Origin of the sequence: Kandleria vitulina DSM 20405 (genome assembly GCF_000702065.1) — a bacterium.
In the GTDB taxonomy this organism is placed as follows: domain Bacteria; phylum Bacillota_I; class Bacilli_A; order Erysipelotrichales; family Coprobacillaceae; genus Kandleria; species Kandleria vitulina.
In genome coordinates, this window is the sequence record NZ_JNKN01000029.1 from 1 (window position 1) to 23,886 (window position 23,886).

General features: G+C 37.0%; 26 protein-coding genes and 2 pseudogenes. 23 read left to right on the forward strand and 5 right to left on the reverse strand.

The genetic code is table 11. The features are described from left to right. Positions 1-153 (forward strand): transposase (locus T513_RS12300; RefSeq protein ID WP_202961738.1); only part of this gene is annotated, 153 nt, incomplete at its 5' end. A gap of 190 nt (positions 154-343) precedes the next feature. Here T513_RS12300 and T513_RS0107110 read toward each other — a convergent pair. Then, the gene (locus tag T513_RS0107110) at positions 344-1,036 is read right to left on the reverse strand and encodes a flavodoxin family protein (RefSeq protein ID WP_201783597.1); all 693 of its coding nucleotides are present in this window, start codon (positions 1,034-1,036) and stop codon (positions 344-346) included. A 73-nt stretch (positions 1,037-1,109) separates the two neighbouring features. On the opposite strand from T513_RS0107110, the gene T513_RS0107115 reads away from it, so the two are divergent. The 5 genes from T513_RS0107115 (at position 1,110) to T513_RS0107135 (ending at position 5,860) form a co-directional block, all read left to right on the forward strand. Continuing rightward, entirely contained in the window at positions 1,110-1,991 is an 882-nt protein-coding gene (locus tag T513_RS0107115; protein ID WP_031589574.1) for a LysR family transcriptional regulator, read from the forward strand. A gap of 119 nt (positions 1,992-2,110) precedes the next feature. Next, positions 2,111-3,268, forward strand: coding sequence for a transposase (locus T513_RS0107120; protein WP_238551735.1), 1,158 nt, complete (start codon positions 2,111-2,113; stop codon positions 3,266-3,268). Positions 3,269-3,498: 230 nt separating this feature from the next. Then, a complete protein-coding gene (locus tag T513_RS0107125; protein WP_031589576.1) occupies positions 3,499-4,014 on the forward strand; it encodes a flavodoxin in 516 nt (171 codons plus the stop codon). An 8-nt stretch (positions 4,015-4,022) separates the two neighbouring features. Further along, positions 4,023-4,880 (forward strand): SDR family oxidoreductase, encoded by an 858-nt coding sequence (locus T513_RS0107130; protein WP_029073181.1) that lies wholly within the window; start codon positions 4,023-4,025, stop codon positions 4,878-4,880. Next, positions 4,880-5,860 carry an aldo/keto reductase gene (locus T513_RS0107135; protein WP_031589578.1) on the forward strand — a complete coding sequence of 327 codons (981 nt, stop codon included), beginning with the start codon at positions 4,880-4,882 and terminating at the stop codon, positions 5,858-5,860. The genes T513_RS0107130 and T513_RS0107135 overlap by 1 nt, the downstream gene beginning before the upstream one ends. A gap of 18 nt (positions 5,861-5,878) precedes the next feature. On the opposite strand, the gene T513_RS0107140 is transcribed toward T513_RS0107135, so the two are convergent. After that, positions 5,879-6,760 (reverse strand): LysR family transcriptional regulator, encoded by an 882-nt coding sequence (locus tag T513_RS0107140; RefSeq protein ID WP_031589580.1) that lies wholly within the window; start codon positions 6,758-6,760, stop codon positions 5,879-5,881. Positions 6,761-6,898: 138 nt separating this feature from the next. Between T513_RS0107140 and T513_RS0107145 the strand changes: the two genes are divergently transcribed. From T513_RS0107145 to T513_RS0107165, 3 genes and pseudogenes are all read left to right on the forward strand, one after another. Beyond that, positions 6,899-7,366, forward strand: coding sequence for a flavodoxin (locus tag T513_RS0107145; RefSeq protein ID WP_031589582.1), 468 nt, complete (start codon positions 6,899-6,901; stop codon positions 7,364-7,366). 1 nt (position 7,367) lies between these two features. Next, a pseudogene (locus T513_RS12610) lies at positions 7,368-8,148 on the forward strand (carboxymuconolactone decarboxylase family protein). Positions 8,149-8,621: 473 nt separating this feature from the next. After that, the gene (locus tag T513_RS0107165; RefSeq protein WP_031589585.1) at positions 8,622-8,894 is read left to right on the forward strand and encodes a DUF4298 domain-containing protein; all 273 of its coding nucleotides are present in this window, start codon (positions 8,622-8,624) and stop codon (positions 8,892-8,894) included. Here T513_RS0107165 and T513_RS0107170 read toward each other — a convergent pair. Continuing rightward, a complete protein-coding gene (locus tag T513_RS0107170) occupies positions 8,889-10,283 on the reverse strand; it encodes a 6-phospho-beta-glucosidase (RefSeq protein ID WP_031589586.1) in 1,395 nt (464 codons plus the stop codon). The genes T513_RS0107165 and T513_RS0107170 overlap by 6 nt on opposite strands. Before the next feature lie 117 nt (positions 10,284-10,400). Here T513_RS0107170 and T513_RS0107175 point away from each other — a divergent pair, with 117 nt between their 5' ends. The 14 genes and pseudogenes from T513_RS0107175 (at position 10,401) to T513_RS0107235 (ending at position 21,700) form a co-directional block, all read left to right on the forward strand. Beyond that, positions 10,401-10,802 carry a pyridoxamine 5'-phosphate oxidase family protein gene (locus T513_RS0107175; protein WP_236700985.1) on the forward strand — a complete coding sequence of 134 codons (402 nt, stop codon included), beginning with the start codon at positions 10,401-10,403 and terminating at the stop codon, positions 10,800-10,802. 54 nt (positions 10,803-10,856) lie between these two features. Then, positions 10,857-11,831, forward strand: coding sequence for a P1 family peptidase (locus T513_RS0107180; protein ID WP_031589587.1), 975 nt, complete (start codon positions 10,857-10,859; stop codon positions 11,829-11,831). Between the two features lies 1 nt (position 11,832). Continuing rightward, on the forward strand, positions 11,833-12,297 hold the full coding sequence (locus tag T513_RS0107185) for a GNAT family N-acetyltransferase (protein WP_035876873.1): 465 nt from the start codon (positions 11,833-11,835) through the stop codon (positions 12,295-12,297). Positions 12,298-12,361: 64 nt separating this feature from the next. After that, positions 12,362-13,189: a histidinol-phosphatase HisJ family protein gene (locus tag T513_RS0107190; protein ID WP_031589591.1), complete on the forward strand. Its 828-nt coding sequence runs from the start codon at positions 12,362-12,364 to the stop codon at positions 13,187-13,189. 14 nt (positions 13,190-13,203) lie between these two features. After that, positions 13,204-13,641 (forward strand): flavodoxin family protein, encoded by a 438-nt coding sequence (locus T513_RS0107195; protein ID WP_031589592.1) that lies wholly within the window; start codon positions 13,204-13,206, stop codon positions 13,639-13,641. Positions 13,642-13,778: 137 nt separating this feature from the next. Further along, positions 13,779-14,267 carry an NADH-quinone oxidoreductase subunit NuoE family protein gene (locus tag T513_RS0107200; protein WP_029071272.1) on the forward strand — a complete coding sequence of 163 codons (489 nt, stop codon included), beginning with the start codon at positions 13,779-13,781 and terminating at the stop codon, positions 14,265-14,267. Further along, positions 14,268-16,151, forward strand: a complete 1,884-nt coding sequence (gene nuoF / locus T513_RS0107205) for an NADH-quinone oxidoreductase subunit NuoF (RefSeq protein WP_201783598.1) — start codon at positions 14,268-14,270, stop codon at positions 16,149-16,151. 9 nt (positions 16,152-16,160) lie between these two features. Next, positions 16,161-17,930, forward strand: coding sequence for an NADH-dependent [FeFe] hydrogenase, group A6 (locus T513_RS0107210; RefSeq protein WP_031589596.1), 1,770 nt, complete (start codon positions 16,161-16,163; stop codon positions 17,928-17,930). Positions 17,931-17,983: 53 nt separating this feature from the next. Next, the gene (locus T513_RS0107215; protein ID WP_051550756.1) at positions 17,984-18,520 is read left to right on the forward strand and encodes an ECF transporter S component; all 537 of its coding nucleotides are present in this window, start codon (positions 17,984-17,986) and stop codon (positions 18,518-18,520) included. A gap of 112 nt (positions 18,521-18,632) precedes the next feature. Further along, entirely contained in the window at positions 18,633-18,806 is a 174-nt protein-coding gene (locus tag T513_RS12200; RefSeq protein WP_155266078.1) for a hypothetical protein, read from the forward strand. 118 nt (positions 18,807-18,924) lie between these two features. After that, a pseudogene (locus T513_RS12715) lies at positions 18,925-19,122 on the forward strand (hypothetical protein); the annotation flags it as partial. A 38-nt stretch (positions 19,123-19,160) separates the two neighbouring features. Beyond that, positions 19,161-19,547: a hypothetical protein gene (locus T513_RS0107225; RefSeq protein WP_029071266.1), complete on the forward strand. Its 387-nt coding sequence runs from the start codon at positions 19,161-19,163 to the stop codon at positions 19,545-19,547. Positions 19,548-19,625: 78 nt separating this feature from the next. After that, positions 19,626-19,952 carry an isoprenoid biosynthesis enzyme family protein gene (locus T513_RS0107230; protein WP_031589601.1) on the forward strand — a complete coding sequence of 109 codons (327 nt, stop codon included), beginning with the start codon at positions 19,626-19,628 and terminating at the stop codon, positions 19,950-19,952. A gap of 92 nt (positions 19,953-20,044) precedes the next feature. Further along, the gene (locus tag T513_RS0107235) at positions 20,045-21,700 is read left to right on the forward strand and encodes a SulP family inorganic anion transporter (RefSeq protein WP_236700987.1); all 1,656 of its coding nucleotides are present in this window, start codon (positions 20,045-20,047) and stop codon (positions 21,698-21,700) included. 39 nt (positions 21,701-21,739) lie between these two features. Here T513_RS0107235 and T513_RS0107240 read toward each other — a convergent pair whose 3' ends face one another. Next, entirely contained in the window at positions 21,740-23,329 is a 1,590-nt protein-coding gene (locus T513_RS0107240) for an ABC1 kinase family protein (RefSeq protein WP_238551736.1), read from the reverse strand. After that, entirely contained in the window at positions 23,307-23,582 is a 276-nt protein-coding gene (locus T513_RS0107245) for a phasin family protein (RefSeq protein WP_051550754.1), read from the reverse strand. Before T513_RS0107245 ends, T513_RS0107240 begins: the two co-directional genes overlap by 23 nt. Positions 23,583-23,886 lie beyond the last annotated feature (304 nt).

The following is a 23,886-nucleotide window of genomic DNA, read 5'->3' on the forward strand; positions in this document are numbered from 1 at the left end:
AAGCAGGACTACGGATATGACAGATTACGACGAAGAGGCAATTCCAATGTATCTTTTGAGATATTTATGGTCGCAATCGGATTCAATATCAGGAAATATCACAATATGATTCATAAAAGAAAGCCGAGCGAAGAAAGAATGAAGTGCTGCTAGAACAGTTATTCACATACTGAAAAACGTTATTCACAGCTATATAGGGATATTGCGCCCAAAAATGGGTGTTTTTTTATGTCTAAATGCCCGTAAACAGATTTTATCTGGCTGTAGGGAGTCAAAGAAAGAAAAAAAGAGCTGGTCCAGCTCAGTGATTATCCATAAATCACTTTACTGGGTCAGCCCCTTTCTATTTCCAAGGTCTATCTTTGTTAAGCCAACCTTTTTCTTTCCAATATAAGGCATCAGTAGGTAAGATCCCTTTCTTTTGAATAAGACGGATAAAGGAGAAGGTACTTCTTGTCTTAAGATTTGGTTTAACTTTACCGTTGTTTCTTATAATCTTTTTCGCTAATTGATCAATACTTTTATCAATAGCATTCTTTTTCTTCTCATTGACACTTTGCCAATTTACTGCTGCAACATTTACACCAAATTTATAGGTCTTAGCTACTCCCCAGAAGAAAAGGCTGTCGGCCATATCCTTATTGGTAGACTTTGTTCCAGAACCAGCAGCAGTACTGATGCATACGCCTTGTTTTTTGAACATATGTTCTGATGGTCTATGAATCATCCATCTGTATCCATAATGATCAAGAAAGGCTTTCATTGGACCACTGGCATGCATGACATAGACAGGACTTGCTAAAATAATGACGTCAGCTTTATCGAGAGCTTTAGTAATAGTAGAAAGCTTTTTGTGATGAGGACATCTTTCTTCAGAATAATTAAAACAGCTATTGCATCCTAGACAGAATTCACCAAAGTCATTTGGCAAAAAGAATTCTGTGATATCTTCACTGATCTTTAAAGCGATATTATGTGCAATGTGATAGGTTGACCCTTTATGGCTTTGACCGTGTATAACAACAACTTTTATCATTTTTTACCATCCTTTTTTATCTATTCTACCACTTATTTATGATCTATGTATATAATAAATAGAGGTGAAAAACATGCTTTTAAAACAAATTCAATATTTTCATGCTATTGTAGAAAAGAAAAGCTTTACGGAAGCTGCAGAAGCCTGCTTTATCTCTCAATCTGCCATCTCTCAACAAATGAAGGCACTAGAACATGAACTAGGTATTCAATTATTAATAAGACATAATAGAACATTCACATTAACACCAGCAGGTGAATATTTCTATAAGGAAACATTGCCTATAATAAAATCATTAAATCATGCGATTGAGAAGACAAGACATATTGCTCATCATGAAGAAGCCATCTTAAATGTCGGCTGTCTTAACAGTTATGGCAGTATAGAATTTAATCAGGCTGTCATCACATTCATGAAAACATATCCTAAAGTCAAGCTTCATATTATGCATGGCAATCATGAAGAACTCTACAACGCCTTAAGAGAAAATCGTATTGATCTTGCTCTTAATGATCAACGTCGTATGTTCTCAAGTGAATATGAAAACATGATTCTCATTGATACAACATTATCTGTTCTTATCAATAAAGACATCATGCAAAAGCACAGTGTTGAACTATCTGAACTAGAAGACCAGACATGTATCGTTGTAGCATCATCAACACAGATAGAAAATGAAGAAAGCTACTATAAAGATATATTGGGAGTAAGAAGTCCACTTCATTTTGTAAACAGCTACCAGGAAGCTCGTCTATTTGTAAGTGCAGGTACAGGGTATATGATCTATGAAGGTACTTCAGATGGTGATTATTATGATGCTAATATAAACATGATTCCATTGCTGAAGAACAAAGAACCATTAAAAAGAAGATACTGTGCTTTCTGGAAATTAGATAATAGTGGCTACTATATAGAAACATTTGCGGATATTCTTAAAGAACAGTTTCATAAATAGAATCCTTTCGGTTGTCGTAGGCGGAAACCCACTGCCCTTGGGCGGTGGGAGGAGCCTTGTAAATTCGTAGCCATTAACCTTGGCTTTCGATATACTTTTGATATCATATATTTAGTGAAATGGTGGTGAGGTACATTATGGAAAAAATGACAGTTACGGCTAAAATTCAGATATCCGTTAATGCAGACAGTAAGGCCTTGCTTGATGAAACCATGTCTGTTTATTCTGATGCCTGCAATTATGTATCTGACTATGTGTTTCGTACTCACGACTTAAAGCAGTTTTCACTTAACAAGATTTTGTATTCCACGCTCCGAGAGAAGTTCGGGCTTAAATCACAGATGGCTCAGTCTGTATTTAAGACTGTTATCGCAAGATATAAGACCATTCTTGAAAATCAGAACGAATGGATTCAGCCATCTTTTAAAAAGCCGCAATATGACCTTGTTTGGAATAGGGATTATTCCCTTACGCAAAACTGTTTTTCAGTAAATACTCTGAACGGTCGTGTTAAACTGCCATATTTCTCCGAAGGTATGTCTAAATACTTTAACCATAACATTTATAAGTTTGGTACTGCAAAGCTCGTAAACAAGCATGGCAAGTATTTTTTGCACATCCCTGTTACGTATGATATCGAGGAAAGTATTATTTCCGATATCTGTAATGTTGTTGGTATCGACAGAGGTATCAACTTTGTCGTTGCCACTTATGACAGCAAGCACAAGTCTGGCTTTGTAAGCGGTAAAGCTATCAAACAGAAACGTGCAAGCTATTCAAAACTTCGTAAAGAACTCCAAATGCGTCAGACCCCATCATCAAGACGTAGGCTTAAAGCTATCGGTCAACGAGAAAACCGTTGGATGCAGGATGTAAACCACCAGGTATCAAAGGCACTCGTTGAGTCCAATCCGAAGCATACGCTCTTTGTTCTTGAAGATTTGTCAGGCGTTCGTAATGCCACAGAGCGTGTCAGGACTAAAGACCGTTATGTTTCCGTATCATGGTCTTTCTATGACCTTGAACAGAAACTTATCTACAAAGCTAAACAGAATCATTCTACTGTTATTAAGGTTGACCCTCGTTATACGAGTCAGTGTTGTCCTGTTTGTGGACACATTGAAAAGGGCAATCGTAATAAGAAGATACATCTGTTTACCTGCAAAAACTGTGGCTATAAGTCAAACGATGACCGCATTGGAGCTATGAATCTGTACCGCATGGGAATCAACTATCTTGAAGATAGCCAAGTACCTGATACAGTTACGGCAGAGTAAATCTTTGTCGTAAGGGGCGGTGTCAACCGTCCCATGATGCGACCCCACGGAAGTTACACCGACAAAATGTAGGAGTTATTGCAACGAACTACAGGGGAGTCGCAAGCCACGTACCTTTAGGTGCGTGGTAGTTGACAACACATAAGTTTAACTTATGAATAGGCTCAATAATCAAAATTGATTGTATGAGCCTATTTTTTATACTTTTAATTGAAAGAGAGGTCATTATTATGAGCACTTTAGTTATTTATTATTCAAGAAAAGGACAAAATTACGTAAACGGATCAATTGAAGATCTCAAAAAAGGCAATACAAAAATAGTTGCAGAATATATCGCAAAAGCAGCTAATGCTGATTTGTTCGAGGTAGAAACAGAAAAAGAATACTCTTCAGATTACATGACATGTACAGAAGAAGCTCAAGATGAATTGAGAGCCAACGCTCGTCCGGCCTTGAAAAAGATGTTAACTAGCATTGAAGAATATGACAACATCATTGTGGCAGGACCATGCTGGTGGGGAACATATCCAATGGCAATCTTTACATTACTTGATACATTGAACTTTAATGGAAAGAATGTCTATCCTGTTATGACACACGAAGGTAGTGGATTATCAGGGGCACCATTAGCATTAAAGAGACATTGTCAAGGTGGAGTTGTAGGTAAAGGATTAGCTATTCATGGAGCAGATGCTGATATTAGTGAAGAAGCATGTATTAAATGGGTTAAAAATAATATAAAGTAGGCGAAAATATGAAAAATGTAGCGTTAGTTATCGGTGCAGGCCAGATTTCAATGGCCATTGCAAGAAGAATGGGAAGAGGAATGAAGATTGTTCTTGGTGACAAGAATATTGATAATGCAAAAAGCATTGCTGACATTATGATCAATGCGGGATATGATGTAGAACCATTTGAAATGGATTTATCTTCAAGAGAATCTATCAAGGCTATCATCAATAAAGCATTGGAATACGGTGATATTAAATACCTTATCAATGGAGCAGGTGTTTCTCCATCACAGGCAAGTATTGAAACAATATTAAAAGTTGATCTTTATGGTACAGCAGTACTTCTTGAAGAAGTAAGAAAAGTTGTTAAAGAAGGAGCAACTGGTGTTGTCATTTCTTCTCAGTCAGGATTTAGAATGAAGCAGTTAACTCCTGAACAGGATCGTGCTTTAGCGATGACACCAACAGAAGAATTATTAAATCTTGATTTCTTATCAGTAGATAAAATCGAAAACACTTTAAAAGCATACCAGCTTGCAAAAAGATGTAATGAAAAAAGAGTCATGTATGAAGCAGTTAAGTGGGGCGAAAAGGGAGCACGTATCAATGCGATTGCACCTGGAATCATCGTCACTCCACTAGCAATCGATGAATTTAATGGCTTAAGAGGGGACTTCTATAAGAACATGTTCGCTAAGTCACCAGCTAAAAGACCTGGTATCGCTGATGAAGTTGCAGATGTCGCTGAATTAATGATGAGTGAAAAAGGAAGCTTTATTACTGGATCAACATTCCTTATTGATGGAGGTGCAACAGCATCCTATTATTACGGACCGCTTAATCCAGAATCAAAAGAAGGTATGAAGGAAGGATCACAATAATGAAAAAAGTACGATTAGGTCAGACTGATATGTATGTCAATGTCGTAGGACTTGGCTGCATGGGATTCTCACATGCAAGTGGGACACCACTTCCAAAAGAAGAATCAATCAGAATATTAAGAGAAGCCCATGAGATTGGTTATAATTTCTATGATACAGCTGAATGTTATACAGGTATTAATGAAGATGGCAGCATCAACTACAATGAAGAACTAGTTGGTGAAGCTATCAAGGATTTCAGAGATGAAATTATTCTTTGTACAAAATTTGGGGTAACACATAAAGGAGATCACCTTGAACTTGATTCTTCTCCAAAAAAGATTCGTGAATCAGTTGAAAAGTCACTTAAGAAATTACAGACAGATCATATTGATCTTTATTATCAGCATCGTATTGATCCTAAAGTAGAACCAGAAGTCGTTGCTGAAGTAATGAAGGAACTTATCGAAGAAGGAAAAATCAAGGCTTGGGGTATTTCAGAAGTCAACGAAGACTACTTAAGACGAGCTCATGCAGTATGTCCTGTTACAGCTATTGAAAACAGATATTCCATGATGGCAAGATGGCATGAAAACCTCTTCCCAGTATGTAAAGAATTAGGAATTTCCTATGTAGCCTTTTCTCCAATGGCAAATGGAGCATTGACAGGAGCCTATCGTAAAAATGAATTCTCTAAAGATGGTTCTGACTTCAGAGCCAATATGCCTCAGTATACACCAGAAGGTATTAAAAAGACTGAAGCACTGTTAGAGGTGTTAGAACAAGTGGTTAAATCGCACAATGCGACTTTGGCACAGATTTCTTTAGCCTGGATGATCAATAAAGAAGATTTTATCATTCCTATTCCAGGTTCAAGAAAAATTGATAGATTAATTTCTAATTATCATGCAGGAGATATCACATTATCAAAAGAAGAAATGAATCTTCTTGAAGAAAAGCTTAACACAATGACATTTGATGTCTTTGGTGGACATAAATAAAAGAAACTAAGGCATGCCTTAGTTTCTTACATCTTGTATGATCTTCTGAAGCTCTTCAAGAAAAATTTCAGAAGCTTTTGTATGGATATGATTCTTTTTCCATACAAAGTACATTTTTAGATTTATTTCAGGTTCAAATTGTAAAAATCTTAAATTATTATCTTGATTGATAAGTCCATCAATAGCAATTGCACTTCCTATTCCTTGATTGACCATCAAGATTGCATTAAAGATAAGATTATAGGTTCCTTTGATTTTTAAAGCTTCAACCTCTTTATTTGAAAGTTCCTGAAATAGTTTTTTGTCATTTAATCTTGAAGATACTAATAAAGGAATATCTCTTATTTCTTTTTCAGTAATGCTTTTTTGATTAGCAAGAGGATGATCGCTTTTTACAATTAATCCTAATTTATTGACATAAGGGAAATCAATGTATTGATAACGTTCTTTACTAAAAGGTTCAAACATTAATCCAAAATCAAGGAGTCCATGTTCAAGCTTTTCACTAATATCGGTGGCATTGCCGCTATAGGTTGAAAAAGAGATGTGAGGATATTTTTCCTGTACTCTTTTCATGGCTTCACAAAGAAGAGAGAACCCTTTAGTTTCACCAGCACCAATATGAATCTCACCGGAGATATCCTTCTCATCATGCATTTCTTTCTCTGTTTTTTCGACGAGTGCAATAATTTCTTCAGCGCGTCTAGCAAGATGAAGACCATCTTCACTAAGCAGTGTCTGTCTGTTTGTCCTAATAAACAAAGTCTTGCCAATCTCTCTTTCTAGATCAGTCATCTGTCTAGATAAGGCGGATTGTGAAACATGAAGGTTTCTAGCAGCACTTGTCATATTTTCTGTTTTTGCGATTTCAAGAAAGTATTTTAGTGTTCTTATTTCCATAATGTATCCTCCATCTTTATATTAACACTTGTAATGCATTTTATACATAACAAGTAATGAGATATTAATATTTCACATTGTAATATCTTCACTGTAAAATAGTAATCGAAGGAAGTTCAATTTAAGGAGGCAAGAAAAATGAGTCAAACATTAATTGCATATTTTAGTGCAACTGGTCGTACAGCATCTATCGCTGATGCTCTTTCATCAACAATGGAAGCTGATGTATTTGAAATAAATCCAGCCGTTGCCTATACAAATGAAGATCTGAATTGGAATAATGATCAAAGTAGAAGTTCACTGGAAATGAAAGATCCATCTTCACGACCAGAAATCAGCAATCATGTAGAAGATATGTCAAAATACGATACAGTCTTTATTGGATTTCCAATATGGTGGTATCGTGAACCATCCATCATTGATACTTTTATTGATAGTTATGATTTTACTAATAAAAAAGTATTGCTATTTTGTACATCAGGAGGAACCGGTATAGAAAGTGCTGTTTCCAATGTTAAGAAAATGATTCCTGAAGCTCTCAGTGTTGAAGGTAAAAGACTTTCCAATATTAAAGAAGCTAAACAATGGATAAATAAGGAGAGATAGTATGAGTAAGAAAATTGTACAGGACGCCGGAAGAAAGGCACTTGGTGAATTTGCCCCGGATTTTGCACATTATAATGATGATGTTCTATTTGGAGAAAACTGGAATAATGAAGACATTGATTTAAAGACAAGATGTCTTATCACAGTAGTATCTTTAATGTCACAAGGTATTACTGATAGTTCTTTAAAGTATCATATAGAAAATGCCAAAAAGAACGGCGTAACACAAAAAGAAATGGCCGCAACAATTACACATGTTGCATTTTATGCAGGATGGCCTAAAGCTTGGGCTGTATTCAATCTTGCAAAAGAAGTTTATGGAGGTATTGACAATGAAGTATAACAACAAAAATGATTTTGAAAAAGTAAATGTATTTGGGACAGGAAATGCTAATGTCAATTTTGCACAGTATTTCATAGGTGAGTCTTTCTTAAATCCACTTACTAATGGAGAATTTCCTTTATTTAATGTAACCTTTGAACCAGGATGCAGAAATAATTGGCATATTCATCATGCTAAAAGTGGTGGAGGACAGATTTTAATCTGTACAGCTGGTGAAGGCTGGTATCAGGAAGAAGGAAAGGATGCAGTTGAACTTGTTCTTGGAAAAGTGATTGTCATTCCAGCTAATGTTAAACATTGGCATGGTGCTAAAAAAGATTCATGGTTTTCCCACATTGCGATTGAAGTACCTGGTGAAGAAACAAGCAATGAATGGTGTGAACAGGTATCTGATGAAGACTATTTTAAGAAGTGCTTTTTTAGAAAAGCTGTTTTCTAATGGATATAATAATATTCATGAGAGAAGAGATTTATACTATGCGAAAATTTGAAAAACTCAAAGCCAGTCTTGATTTTTGTTTTGATGATTGGGATATAGCTTCTCTAAAAGAAAATGCTTGGTAGCGTAGGATAAGAAGTTTGGATTGCAAGAACTTTCAATTGTGATAATGGGAAAACATATTCATTGGCAATCATTTTTTCGGTAGCTATAATCTTACAGTACTTGACGCAAGATAAGTCTTTATCGGCGATCATGTCATGATTGGACCCAATCACAGTCGGACATCCACTCACTTCAAAAGCAAGACGACAATAACGTTACCGTGGCTGCGGGAGCAGTGGTCACTAAAGACATTCCAGATAATACACTTGTAGCAGGGGTACCTGCCAAAAAAATACGAGATTTAGAAAACAACATTTAAAAGAGCAATGATTTCCATTGCTCTTTTGATATAGAAATGGGGTAATTTTATGGATAACATAAACAGAATTAAGGAAATGGAAAACATCCTTAATAATACGCATCAGAAAATACAGGACGTAATAAATAGTCTTGAAGCACTTAAGGCTTATCAAGAGGAAATAGAAAAGCTGGAAGCTTACTATACATCTTCATATTGGAAAGAAGACTTTCAGCTTGATGAAGAAGGAAAGCTTCCAGCTGATCTTAAACGCGGGGTACTTTCTGAAGATGGAATCTCATCAGTGTTAGATGATTATCATGAACTGATGACATTCTTATAATCCTTGTTCACAGAGTTCTCTTGCAACATTATCTTTAATGGTAATGCCTTCTTTTTCAAGTTCTTCAATCTTATCCTTGAATTGAGGAAGATATTTCTTGTGGGCAATAAGAAGCTCATCAAGAATTCTTTTCGCATTTTCACCAGAAACAATCTGCGGATTTATTGTGAAGGCCTCTAAAGCCATGCCATAGTCTCCGTTGACAGCTGCTTCGAGAACACAAAGTTCCATGTTCTTCATAAGCTGAAGCCATCCTTTTTCAGCGTTTGGTAAAGGACCAAAGGCAATTGGAAGAGCACCGCATCCACCAACATGGGAAGATACTTCTACAACACAGTCATCTGGCAAGTCTGGAACGGCACCATTGTTTTTAGTAGAAACGACAATGTGCGTGTTCTTATTGTTAAAGATTGAAACAATAGTTTCACATGCAGCATCACTATAATGAGCACCACCACGCTTGGCAAGTTCTTCAGGTTTATGATCCAAATGTGGATCTTTGTATAATTCAAAGAGACGTTCTTCTACTTCCTTGACTTGTTCAGCTCTTGTACCAATAGCATTGTATTCTTCAATCAGATGATTTAACATTTCCTGTTCACGATAATAATATCTATGATATCCACAAGGAATCATCTTCATGGTTTCAAGCTGTTCTTTAAAATAAGGAACATCAAAAATATTGGCAGGTACGGATTCATCATCTTGAGTATAAAGCGCATCAATGATCTTTAAAGTCACATCTTCTCCTGTATGACTATCAAAGACCTTATGCCAATGGAAATGATTCAATCCTGCAAATTTATAAACTAAATCATCTAATGACTTATTAATAAGCTGAGGTTCTTTCATCATAGCGCCAACTGGAACATTACATAAGCCAATGACACGATCCCAATGACCGTATCTTATAATAGCCTCAGTAATCATGCCACTTGGATTTGTGAAATTGATAAGCCATGCATGAGGACAAAGCTCCTTCATATCTTCTACAATGGACAAGATGACAGGGACTGTTCTAAAGGCCTTAAAGATACCTCCAGCTCCATTGGTCTCTTGTCCAAGCTGACCATATGATAAGGGAATACGTTCATCTTTAATACGGGCATTTAGTAAACCGACTCTGAATTGGGTTGTGACAAAGTCTGCATCTTTCAACGCTTCTCTTCTATTTAAAGTTAAATGGACTTTGACATCATAACCAGAAGCATCCCACATACGCTGTGCCATCTTTCCTACGATTTCTAGTTTTTCTTTTCCTTCCTCAATATCTACTAGCCATATTTCCTTGATCGGCATTTCTTCATATCTTTTAATAAAGCCTTCCATTAGTTCAGGAGTATAGCTGCTGCCACCACCGATTGTAACAATTTTTACACTTTTTTTCATTTCTCATCCTCCTATCTGGTTTTACTATAACACTACTTTTTCATACCGCTTACATTTTTTCAGATTATGATATTCTTATTAAAAAGTAAGTGATAGAATAAACATGAGGAGGTTATTATGAAAGATATAGAAATCGTTTATCAGTTTTTAGATGAAGCACAGACATATTATCTTGCAACTATGGAAGGAAATCAGCCTAGAGTCAGACCCTTTGGTACAGTGCTGCTTTATGATGGAAGACTCTATATTCAAACAGGCAAAATAAAGGATGTATCAAAGCAGATCAGCATTAATCCACATGTAGAAATCTGTGCCTTCAAAGATGGAAAATGGCTTCGTGTTGCCGGTGAACTCGTCAATGATGATTCCCATGATGTCAAAGTAGCCATGCTTGAAAAAATGCCTTCCTTAGCACCAATGTATAGTGCTGATGATGACAATATGCAGATGCTTTATTTCAAGAATGCGAAAGCATCATTGTGTTCATTTGTGGAAGAAACAAAGACATATCATTTCTAAAAACACGTTTCGACGTGTTTTTTATGTTAAAATGAAACAAATGGGGGATAATATATGAAAGAAATCAGTATTAAAGATATTGAAGGAATCAATATTGGACAAGTAGAAAACAGTGAAGGGGGAACAGGATGTACTGTCGTCATCTGTAAAGATGGGATGCGTGCTGGACTTGATATAAGGGGTGGAGGTCCTGCCTCAAGAGAAAGTCAGCTGCTTAATCCCTTGATGGCGGCCCAATCAATTCACGGAATCCTACTTGCAGGAGGAAGTGCTTTTGGTCTAGAAGCAGCTACTGGTGTAATGAATTATCTAGAAGAACATGACATCGGTCTTGATGTTGGTGTCACAAAAGTACCGCTTATCGCACAAGCAGATCTTTTTGATCTTATGGTAGGAGATAAGCACGCAAGACCGGATGTCAAGATGGGATATGAAGCAGCCAAGGCAGCAATGGAAAATCCCAATTATAAAGATGGTAACTACGGTGCTGGATGCGGTGCCACGATTGGTAAGATTGCAGGAGGAAAGACCTGCATGAAATCAGGAATAGGAAGTTATGCGATTCAGGTAGGAGAACTTAAGATTGGTGCTATTGTAGCAGTCAATGCCTTAGGGGATATCTATGATCATAAGAGCGGAAAGATGATTGCAGGATTATTGTCAGAAGATCATAAATCATTAAGAAGCACAACTGAAGTGATGGCTTCATCAATTGATGTTGTAGACAACCGCTTTGTCTCCAACACCACATTGGCGATTCTTGTCACAAACGCGAAATTTGAAAAATCACAGCTTTGCAAGATTGCCGGAATGGGACATGACGGCTATGCAAGATCCATTCGTCCTGTTCATACATCTTATGATGGCGACAGCATCTATGCGGCTTCTGTAGGAGAAGTGAAAGCTGATCAGGAAGTTGTAGGAACATTGGGAGCTGATGTTATCGCGGAAGCAATCAAGCGAGCTGTCTATAGTGCGAAAGGTGCCTATGGCTTACCTGCACTATGCGATCTGGAACTAGGAGGATAATATGCTTTCATTAAGAAGATATGAAGAGAAAGATGGTGAAACAATTCTTTCTTGGATTCAGGATGAAGATACTTATTATAAATGGAGTGCTGGTATTTTAGGAACATATCCAATCACCTTGAATCATTTCAAGAAGATCAATGACATGGAAGCCTTCATGGTCATTGAAGAAAAAGAAATAGGATTCTTCACCATTCGTTCACCAGAAAAAAATGTATATCGTATTGGCTTTGTGATTCTTGATCCTAAAGCAAGAGGAAAAGGCTTAGGAGCAGGTCTTATTAAATGTGCTATTCAATATATTAAGACACATTATCCTGTAGAAAGAATTACATTAGGCGTCTTTCTTAATAATGAAAGAGCCTTACGCTGTTATCAGAAGGTGGGCTTTAAAGAAATTAGTAAAAAAGAAGTTAATATCAATAATCTAATATGGCAAGGCATAGACATGGAATTAAGTGAATAGGGAACTATTCACTTTTTGCATTATTATATAAAAAAGATATAATGAGAATAAGGAGGATTATTCAATGAAATGCGATTATCATATTCATACATCTTATAGTGATGATTCAACATTCGAAATGGAAGAGGTTGTAAAACTGGCTATAAAAATTCATCTTGATGAAATATGCTTTACTGATCATGTCGATTATGGTGTCAAAAGAGACTGGGATGATCCCCAAGGCATTCTTTATAAAAATGATACCGTCTTTATGAATGTCGATTATCCATCCTATATGGCACAGATTGCTTATCTTAAAGAAAAGTATAAAGATCAGATCATTATCAAAGCTGGAATGGAATTTGGCATGCAGGTGCATACCATTCCTCAATATAGAAGATTATTCCATGCTTATCCTTTTGACTTTATTATCCTTTCATGTCATCAGGTAGATGATTTAGAATTCTGGACATATGAATTCCAGCAAGGTAAATCTCAGATAGACTACAACAAGAGATATTATCAGGAAATAAAGAATGTTATTTCTTTATATAAAGACTATAGCGTATTGGGTCATCTTGATCTGATTGTCCGTTATGATGAATCTCCACTTCCATTTGATTTCATAAAAGAATATATAAAAGACATACTTAAGATCATCATCAAAGATGGAAAAGGTTTAGAAGTTAATACATCTTCTTATCGTTATCATTTAAATTCCACTCAGCCATCCATTGAAATACTTAAGCTTTATAAAGAGATGGGAGGACAAATTATTACTATTGGCAGTGATTCTCATGAGCAAAGCCATCTTGGAGCTTACATAGAAGAGACGAAAGCTTTATTAAAGGAATTAGGCTTTACTCATTTCTATACTTTCAAGAACATGATGCCAATCGCTCATGCTCTTTAGAAGGAGGCTAATAAATGAAAACAGCTATTGTCTATTATTCTCATCATCATGGCAATACTAAAAAACTACTGGATGCGATAGCTTTGCAAAATGAAGTAACACTTATTGACGCGACATCTACTAATAAAGTAGATCTATCAGAGTATGATCGTATTGGTTTTGCATCGGGCATCTATTATACCAACTTTGCCAAACAGGTCATCAGTTATGCAAGAGACTATTTACCTGAAGGTAAAGAAGTATTTTATGTCTATACATCAGGTGCTAAAGATGGAGACTTTTTAAAAGGGATTCGTCAAGTGGTCAATGAAAAGAACAGCATTGAATTAGGTGAATATCACTGTCAGGGATTTGATACTTTTGGCCCATTTAAATTGGTTGGTGGGATCGCCAAAGGACATCCTACTAGTCAGGAGATAGAGGGTGCTGTTGCGTTTTATAGGAACCTATAAGAATATGGATGTCCATATTCTTTTTTGACACAAAAATTTAATAGTTTTTTAGTAATTTTTCTAAAAAACTAATGAATTATTGTCAAAAAGATATTATTATTATATATAAGGGTTATTAATTAAGGAGGTGTACGACTTTGGCTAAATTGAATGTACAGGCCGTACAAAAAATTAAAGATATTTGTGAACGTTACAAAGATGAAAAGACGCCACTCATGATGATTTTACATGATATTCAACATGAATATGGCTACATTCCTTTGGAAGTTCAAGAAATCGTTTCGCAAGAAACAGGTATTACGGTTGCAGAGATTTATGGTGTTGTTACTTTTTATTCATTTTTCTCTTTAAAGCCAAAAGGGAAATATGTAATCGGGTGCTGTCTAGGGACTGCATGTTATGTAAAGGGTGCACAGCAGGTCATCGACAAGTTCCAGGAGATTCTTCATATCGCCCCTGGAGAAACTTCGGAAGATGGATTGTTTACACTTGATGCCTTGCGCTGCATTGGAGCATGTGGTATTGCACCAGCTGTTAGCATCAATGGTACTGTTTATCCAAAGATGGAAGTCAGTCAAGTACCTAAGATTATTGAACAATATCGTAAAGATGCGGAGGTGGCTTAAATGATTGCTACTATGGAAGAAATGAATGCACATATTGCCTCATTGACTAAAGTTTTTGATGAAAAGATTTTAGGACAGGATGGAAAGAGACATATTGTGCTTTGTGGTGGTACAGGATGTTTAAGTTCACATTCCGAAGAAATCAAGAATCGCTTTGAAACAGTGATTAAAGAAAAAGGAATAGAAGATAAGGTAACAGTTAATCTTGTCGGTTGCTTTGGCTTCTGTTCACAGGGACCATTTGTAAAGATTTATCCTGAAGATACTCTTTATCGTATGGTCAAGATTGAAGACGTAGATGAAATCGTTGAAACAGATCTACTTGATAATAAAATTGTAGAACGTCTTCTTTATGTAGAACCAACTACAAATGAAAAGAAAATCAAGCAGGATGATATTCTTTTCTACAAGAAACAGCGACGTGTTGCATTACACGGCTGTGGTGTTATTAATCCAGAAGATATCAATGAAGCTCTTGGTATGGGTGGATATCAGGGATTAAAACGTGCATTGACAATGACAAGACAAGAAGTCATTGATGAAGTATTAAAAGCAGGACTAAGAGGTCGTGGAGGTGGAGGTTTCCCTTCTGGAAAGAAATGGCAATTTGCCTATAATCAGGATAGCGATGAAAAGTACGTTGTCTGTAATGGTGACGAAGGTGACCCTGGTGCCTTTATGGATCGTAGTATTCTTGAAGGAAATCCTCTTGCGGTCATTGAAGGTATGGTTATTGCTGGATATGCAATTGGTGCTAGCAATGGTTATTTCTATGTTCGTGCTGAATATCCAACTGCATTAAAACGATTGCGTATTGCAATTAAGCAGGCTGAAGAGCTTGGGTTATTAGGTAATCATATTTTAGGTACATCATTTAGTTTTAGATGTCATATTCGCCTTGGCGCAGGTGCTTTTGTCTGCGGTGAAGAAACAGCGTTGCTTCACTCTATTGAAGGTAAACGTGGGATGCCACGTCCACGTCCACCATTCCCAGCTGTATCTGGATTATGGGGCAAGCCAACTATCGTTAATAACGTAGAAACATTAGCTTGTGTTCCATTTATCTTAAGAGAAGGCAGTGAAGAATTTGCAAAGGTTGGAACTGAAAACTCAAAGGGTACTAAAGTCTTTGCCTTAGGTGGTAATGTCAACAATGTTGGTCTTGTAGAAGTACCAATGGGAACAACGCTTAGAGAACTTATTTTTGATATCGGTGGAGGCATTCCTAATGGTAAGAAATTTAAGGCCATCCAGACAGGTGGTCCATCAGGAGGATGTCTTACTGAAGAATATCTAGATGAACCAATTGACTTTGATAACTTAGTTGCTAAAGGATCAATGATGGGTTCTGGTGGTGCGATTGTCATGGATGAAGATACATGTATGGTCGATGTCGCAAAATTCTATCTTGAATTCATTTGTGATGAATCATGCGGTAAATGTACACCATGTCGTATCGGTACAAAACGTATGCTAGAAATCCTTACAAAGATTACTGAAGGCAAGGGTGAAATGAGTGATCTGGATGAACTTGAAGAATTAAGTGAAACAGTACAGACCAATTCACTTTGTGCATTGGGACAGACATCTGCCAATCCAGTCAATTCCACACTTCAGCATTTCAGGGATGAATATATTGCGCATATTGTCGATAAGAAATGTCCAGCACATGTCTGCAAGAATCTTATGGAATACCATATTGATAAAGACAAGTGTATCGGCTGTGGATTATGTGCAAGAAACTGTCCAGTACACTGCATTAAGGAAATAGATTATAAGCCAGAAGGTCATAAGTGTAACTCTATGGCCATTGATACATCAGAGTGTATCAAGTGTGGTTTATGTATGTCTAATTGTCGCTTTAAGGCGATTGAAAAGAGATAGGAGGTTCATATGATTAATATTAAGATAGAAGGCATTTCTTATCAGGTTGAAGAAGGCTTAACAATATTGGAAGCTGCGAGATCTTGCGGTTATGAAATCCCATCTCTATGCGCCTTTAACCATGGTGAATGTAACCAGGGTTCATGTCGTGTCTGTCTCGTTGAAGTAGTAGGAGCAAGAGGGCTTGTTGCAAGCTGTGTCTATCCTGTACATGAAGGAATGGAAATCTTGATTTCTACTCCAAAAGCAACACAGGCAAGAAGACGAAGCGTAGAACTGCTGCTTTCAAATCATAACAAGAACTGTCAGCAGTGCGATAAGAATGGCAAATGTGAATTATTGCATGTTGCTACAATAACTGGAGCAAGAGATGATGCATTCAAGGGTGAACACTCACCAACACACCTTGACTACTTGGCACCAGGTCTTGTCCGCGATACTTCTAAATGTATTCTTTGTGGGCGCTGTATTGCCCGCTGCAAGAATGCGCAGGGATTAGGTATTCTCGGATTTGAGAACCGTGGCTTTAATACCTTTGTTTCACCAGCAGAAGATCGTAGTTTTGCTGATTCACCATGTATTCAGTGTGGTCAGTGCGTCAACGTCTGTCCAACTGGTGCATTGATGGAACATTCAGAAATTGCGAAAGTGGATCAGGCTTTCAAGGAAGGAAAGCATGTCATCGTGCAGGCAGCGCCTGCTGTTCGAGCAGCATTAGGAGAAGAATTTGATTATCCAATTGGTACACCGGTCACTGGCAAAATGATTGCCGCCTTGAGACGATTAGGCTTTGAACGTGTCTACGATGTTAACTTTGGGGCCGATCTTACAATCATGGAAGAAGGTTCTGAGTTACTTCAGCGTCTTCAAAATGGTGGTACATTGCCAATGATTACATCTTGTTCACCAGGATGGGTCAACTATGCAGAATACCAGTATGGAGATCTGCTTGATCATTTATCTAGCTGTAAATCTCCACACCAGATGCAAGGAGCTATCATCAAGTCCTACTGGGCTAAACAGAACGGTTATGATCCAAAAGATGTCTTTGTGGTTTCTGTTATGCCTTGTGTTGCAAAGAAATTTGAAAAGCAGCGAGATCAGCTTAAAGTTGATGAAAACTATGATGTAGATGCTGTTATAACAACAAGAGAACTTGCCAAGATGATCAAGCGAAGCGGTATTCGTTTTGACAGATTGCCAGATGAAGATTGGGATCAGGATATCATGGGTGATTATTCTGGTGCTGGTGTTATCTTCGGGGTAACTGGTGGCGTTATGGAAGCAGCACTTAGAACAGTCTATTATAAATTGACTGGTCAAGAATATGGACGTATCGCTTTTGATGAAGTCCGTGGACATGATGCCGGTATTCGTGAAGCAACAATCGATATCAACGGTCTTGAAGTAAAAGTTGCGATTGCCTCAGGCATGAAGAGCGCCAAACCATTGCTTGATGATATCAGAAACAACAAGTCGCCATATCATTTCATCGAAATCATGGGATGTCCTGGTGGATGCATCAACGGTGGTGGACAGCCTTATGTCAAGCCATGCTTCTTGCCAAATGAAGATGACAACATTCTTGACACATACAAGGAAAAAAGAGCAAAAGCTCTCTATAGTGAAGACGAACGTCAAATTGTCAGACAGTCCCACAATAATCCACAGATTATTGAACTTTATGACAAGTACTTAAAAGAGCCAAACTCTCATCTTGCACATAAGCTGCTGCATACAACATATGCAAGCAGAGAAGGATTTAACGAAATAAAATAATGATGTACCAGTCATAGACTGGTACATCACTTTTAAAGGAAAGAGGAAAAATTATGAACAAATCAGTGAATACGAAAACAATTACATTAACTGGGGTGCTTTTAGCTATCTGCATTGTCTTCCAGTTATTTAAAGGCATCTCGCCATTTATTTCTGGACCAGTTGTTAATGCAGTTATCATTATTGCGACAGCTGCAGTTGGATTATGGAGTGGAACAGCCATTGCGCTTATTTCACCAATTGTGGCTTATTTCTTAGGAGCAACACCAATTCTTCAGGTGATTCCACTTATGATTCCGGTCATCATGGCAGGTAACTGGATCATGGCAGGAGCTACTGTACTTTATAAGAAGAACAATGAAGATTTAAGAGGTGTTGCGACACTTGTTGTGGGAGCAGTATTAAAAGCAGCTTTCTTATGGTTCATGGTTTCATTTATCATGTTGCCAACATTCGGTAAGAATATTCCAACACCTCAGCAGATTGCAATGAAAACAATGTTCTCAACTGTACAGCTTATCACAGCTTTAATTGGTATTGTCATTGCATTATTATTATGGAAACGTATCGGTCAATTTATTGAACAGTAAAAAAAGACTTCAAGTAGATTTCTACTTGAAGCTTTTATTTCATTTTATATTGAAATAATTGAGTCCTATATTTTATTAATATAGAATTAAAAGTGAAGGGTAGGTGATAGCTTTGGAATGGTCAATGATGTCGCAAAAGCTTGAACAGGATTTATGTGAGAGTTTGCGTGATCGTGTTTATTATGGCTTTATCAAAGTAGATTCACTTATTCAGTTCTGTATTTATGTAGACCATCAAATCTGGTTTCAATCACAGCTCAGTGATGAAATCTCATCTGCTTTATAATTGTCATTTCTTGATGTTTCAAGATGATATTGATGGAGAAGTCAATAGTGCAATGATACATGCGCTCTATATTTCTTCATGGGATATTCCCGTGTATCTTACATAGTTTTTAAGACAGGCTATTGATATTTCTCTTACTGATGATAATGAGCTGATAAGACTTCTAGCCATTCTTGATCGTCGTGTCTCATTGGAAGATCTTATTTCCATAAGAGATATGGTTGACTATCAGCCTTGCTGGCTTAAGAAGTTTTATTTGTTAAGGATGCAAGTGGAAAACATCGATATGCACGAAGGTTTAGGGAATGTGAGTTAAGTGAGTTGTTGTTCTCGCCTAGTGGAGGAGGGTGAGACATGAAGATAAAAAGATTCAGAAAATTGATGATCTGCTACTGGGTATTTTGGCTTGCTGGTATCGGATTGTTTTGGACAAGGAATATCAATGATTATCTAATTCCATTTTCAGTAGGATACTTTATTATAGGATTGCCATTGGCAAGTATTGTTGTATCGATGCTGATGGTGTCTTCTCGTATTATCAACAAAGGAAGATGGATCCTGATTTTCTTTTTTGGAGTCATGTATATGTTAGCAGATTATCTGACATTCACATTAGCTAATATGCGTGCATTTCATAAATGGTCATGGCCAGATCTAGATAGTTTTCTTATTGGCGCTGCCTGTGCTCTAATCGGTCTATTTATTGGAACAGTTCTTTCTCGTCACGCAAAGCGTCATTAATTTTTTTCGTGAAAGCATTTTCGTTGTATTTCCCATATATTTATTCATATAATGAAGATGTAGTAAGCGAGGGAATTTATGAAAGAATTAGTTGAAGATATGTCTGTATTAATTAAGCAGGCTCCTGTATGTTTGTTTTATTTTAGTGATCCATCAGATTTGCCTAGTTTATCAATAATGGAAAGACTTAAGTCATGGGTAAGACGCTTTCCGCAGATTGAAGCAAGATATATATTTCTTAATCAGCATCCTGAATTATTTGAGAAATATGAGATTGTGAATACTCCAACAGCATTTGTTTATATTAAAGGGACATGTGTATTGGAATATCATGGGTATTTCAGTGTTGATGATTTAATGAGATATACAGAAAACTATATTTATGTGATGGAAGTGCTCTCTTAGAGCACTTTTTTGTTTTTTTAATAAAATCGTATTGTCACATTTTCATAAAAGTAGTACACTCGAAAAAGTCAAATATGAAGGGGAGAGAAAATTTGAAAAAAGAAAAGTTAGAACCAATGCTGATTGGATGTCTTAAAAACTATAACAAACAGCAGTTTTTTAAGGATCTGATCGCGGGTATTATTGTAGCAGTCATCGCTTTGCCATTGTCCATTGCCTTGGCCCTTGCTTCAGGTGTTGGTCCCAACGAAGGTATCTACACAGCCATTGTAGCAGGATTTCTGATTTCACTATTTGGTGGAAGTAGGGTACAGATTGCAGGACCAACTGCTGCCTTTGCGACAATTGTGGCCGGAATTGTAGCTACTGATGGTCTTGATGGATTAATGATGGCCACTATTTTTGCGGGTATCATTCTTCTAGTAATGGGATTCTTGCGTTTAGGAAGTCTTATTCGCTTTATTCCATATACAATTACGACAGGCTTTACAGCGGGAATCGCAATGACAATCATTATTGGTCAGTTGAAAGATTTCTTAGGATTAACTTATCCAGCAGGAACAAAGACAATTGAAACATTGGATAAGCTAAAAGCCGTTATTGCCAATAGTCATACATTAAATACACAGGCTTTGATTGTCGGAATTATCTGTGTCATTATTCTTGTGGCTTGGCCACTTGTACCTCGTATTGGGGAAGTGGTTCCTGGTTCATTGATTGCGGTATTTGCGGGTATCTTTATGGTGAAAGGATTACATCTTCACGTTAATACCATCGGTGATCTTTATACAATCAAGAGTGGATTGCCAACATTTCATGTGCCAGTGCTTCATTTTAATGAGATGAATCATATCATCTCCAATGGGGCAACGATTGCTATTTTAGCAGCGATTGAATCATTATTGTCATGTGTTGTAGCCGACAGCATGATCAATTCACATCATCGCTCAAATACAGAGCTTATCGCTCAAGGGATTGGAAATATCGGATCCGCATTGTTCGGTGGTATTCCTGCAACTGGTGCGATTGCCCGTACTGCAGCCAATATCAAGAACGGTGGACGTACACCTATTGCCGGTATGATTCATGCGGTTGTACTTGTATTGGTGCTTATTATCCTGATGCCATATGCATCACTTATTCCTATGCCAACCATTGCAGCTATCTTATTCTTGGTAGCCTATAACATGTGTGGCTATAAGACATTTATTCATTTGATCAAGACAGCACCAAAAAGCGATATCTTCGTATTGGTAGTGACATTCGCATTAACAGTATGCTTCGACTTGGTTATGGCTATCGCTGTAGGTATGGTCATCTCATGTCTGCTTCTTATGAAACGTTTAGCAGATGAAACAAGTGTCGAAGGATGGGTATACTATGATCCAGAAACCGATCCAGATGACATTGAATTAAAACATGTACCAGACAATGTGCGTGTTTATGAAATCAGTGGACCAATGTTCTTTGGGGCAGCTGATGCGATTACTTCAATTACATTAGAAGAAAATACTAAAGTACTTGTCATTCGTATGCGTGCTGTACCAGCACTTGATGCTTCAGCTATGCATTCATTAGAAGACTTTACTAAAGGTTGTCTTAAAAAAGGTGTGAAGCTTGTATTCTCACATGTTAATGAACAGCCAAGAAAGACAATGAAAAAAGCTGGCTTTATTGATTTAGTAGGAGAAGAGCTATTCTTAGATCATATTGATGAAGCATTAGAAAAAGCAAAAGAAATTGCATAAAAAAACAAGGGATTCCTGATATCTTGAGGGAATCCCTTTTTAAATGTTTTTTCTTAAGTCAATAAGCAATCTGATTAATAGCAGTGTACCAAATAAAAAGAAAAGAAGAGAGAGTAAAGGCAAATCAAATATGACTTTAGGAAGATTGCTCAAGGTCATTAATGAGGCACTTAAGTAAAGTATCCCGATAATGATAGCTAAAGTGATATTGTGATTATTTCTTCTCATTTCACGAAGTGTTTTCTTATCAGGGTCATTTTCAATATGTAAAGTGAGATGACCGTTCTTTAATCTCTTCAATACATCATGACTTAATGAAGGCAGGGCTACACCTTTTTGCATATTGGTATAGACAACCTGTAAGCTGTGCATGATCTGTGTCTTAAGATCAAGTTCACTTTGAATCTTATGACGCATATGATTCGCAAGAATCTCTACGAGATTGACTTTCTCAGAAATCTTTCCCAATGTTCCTTCCATGGTTACCATTGATCTTGTCAGCATTGTCAGGTCTGCAGGAATGGCAACCTTATTGGTCTTGATGATAGTAAAACATCCTTCAATAAGAGGACCAAGATTAAAGTCTGAGAAGTTGGTTTCCATATACTTCTCTACAATGCTGTCGAGCTGACGAATCAGCTGAGCCTGATTGATTTCCTGTTCTGGCTTGACTAAAAGCAAGAAGGCATCAAGAAGACCGTAGATATCATCTTCAAGAATACTGGTGATGGCCTTTGATAGAATACGCTGTGTATCAGCAGTGATGCTGCCCATCATGCCAAAGTCAATCCAGGCAATCTTTTCTTTATAGACATGAATGTTTCCAGGGTGTGGATCAGCATGGAAATAACCGTCATCTAGAATCTGTTTACAATAGTTTTCTGCAACCATTTTGGCTAACTGGTCCATATTGTATCCATCTTCTTTTAGATGAGTCTTATGGTCTATCTGAACCTGACCGCAGTTGCTCATGATAAGCATATGAGTGGTTGTGTATTCATGATAGACATGAGGAACCATGACATAATCGACATCTTTGTTGAACTGATAGAAGCGATCAATATTTTCAGCTTCCTTGATAAAATCAAGTTCAATCTGGGATGTTCGCCATAATTCTTCAATGATTGCTTTAAAATCAATAAGATTGCCCGTACCAGAAGCCATCTTCATCATGCCACAGGCTTTTCTTAATAGCTTTATATCAGATTCCATGATTTCATAGATATGAGGTCTTTGTATTTTTATGACAACATTATCTCCATTGATAAGCTTTCCTTGATGGACTTGAGCAATTGAAGCAGAACCAAGTGGTACATCGCTGATGGATTGAAAGACTTCATTGATGCCCATCGAAAGTTCTGCTTCAATTGAAGATTTTACGATAGAAAAATCAAGAGGCTGAACCTCTGTTCTTAATTTTTCAAGTTCTCGTGTATATTCAACACCTAGTATATCGCTACGCATTGACATGATCTGTCCAAACTTGACAAAAGTGGGACCTAAATCTTCTAGAATACATCTTAGTTTAACAGGATTTAGTCCTCTGATAATATGATGCTTCTGCAAGATGGACAATATTTCAGTTAAACGACGAGAAGCGTGAGTATCACTCATTGTTTTCATCAGCATCAAGTTCATCTAGCTTATCACGTAAAGCCTTGCGTTGATCGATAGATAGCTTATCTACACGATTAATCATTTCCTGACCGATGCGATCTTTTGTCTTAGTCTTAAGTTCTTCATTAAGAGCTTTACCCTGATCGACAGTAATTTCACCTTTCTTTACAAGTTCATCTACGATTTCCTTGCCTTTTTCAGCAGTAGATGCAGCGGCACCGATGCCAGCTAATATTAAGTTTTTAGTTAATTCTCCAAATTGCATAATAGAATCCTCCTAGTATAATCTAATTGACTTATCCGTGAGTTACTTTTAAGACTCCCTGGAGTCATTAAAACTGATAAGCGTTTAGATTATATCCCTTTCTTTATTTCCTTTATAATAGAAGTATTGAATATGTGTACTTTAGGTTTTCTCCTTATAGCCTTGACTAGATCTGAAAGTTTACTGCCACAGTGATATGACTAAATAGTAATGAGTTGGATAAGTCCTTGAATTTATATCTTCACTAGGTTCTGTGTTATGTCATAGTGCAGACATGTTCAATTATATTCATCTTAGAAAGGAC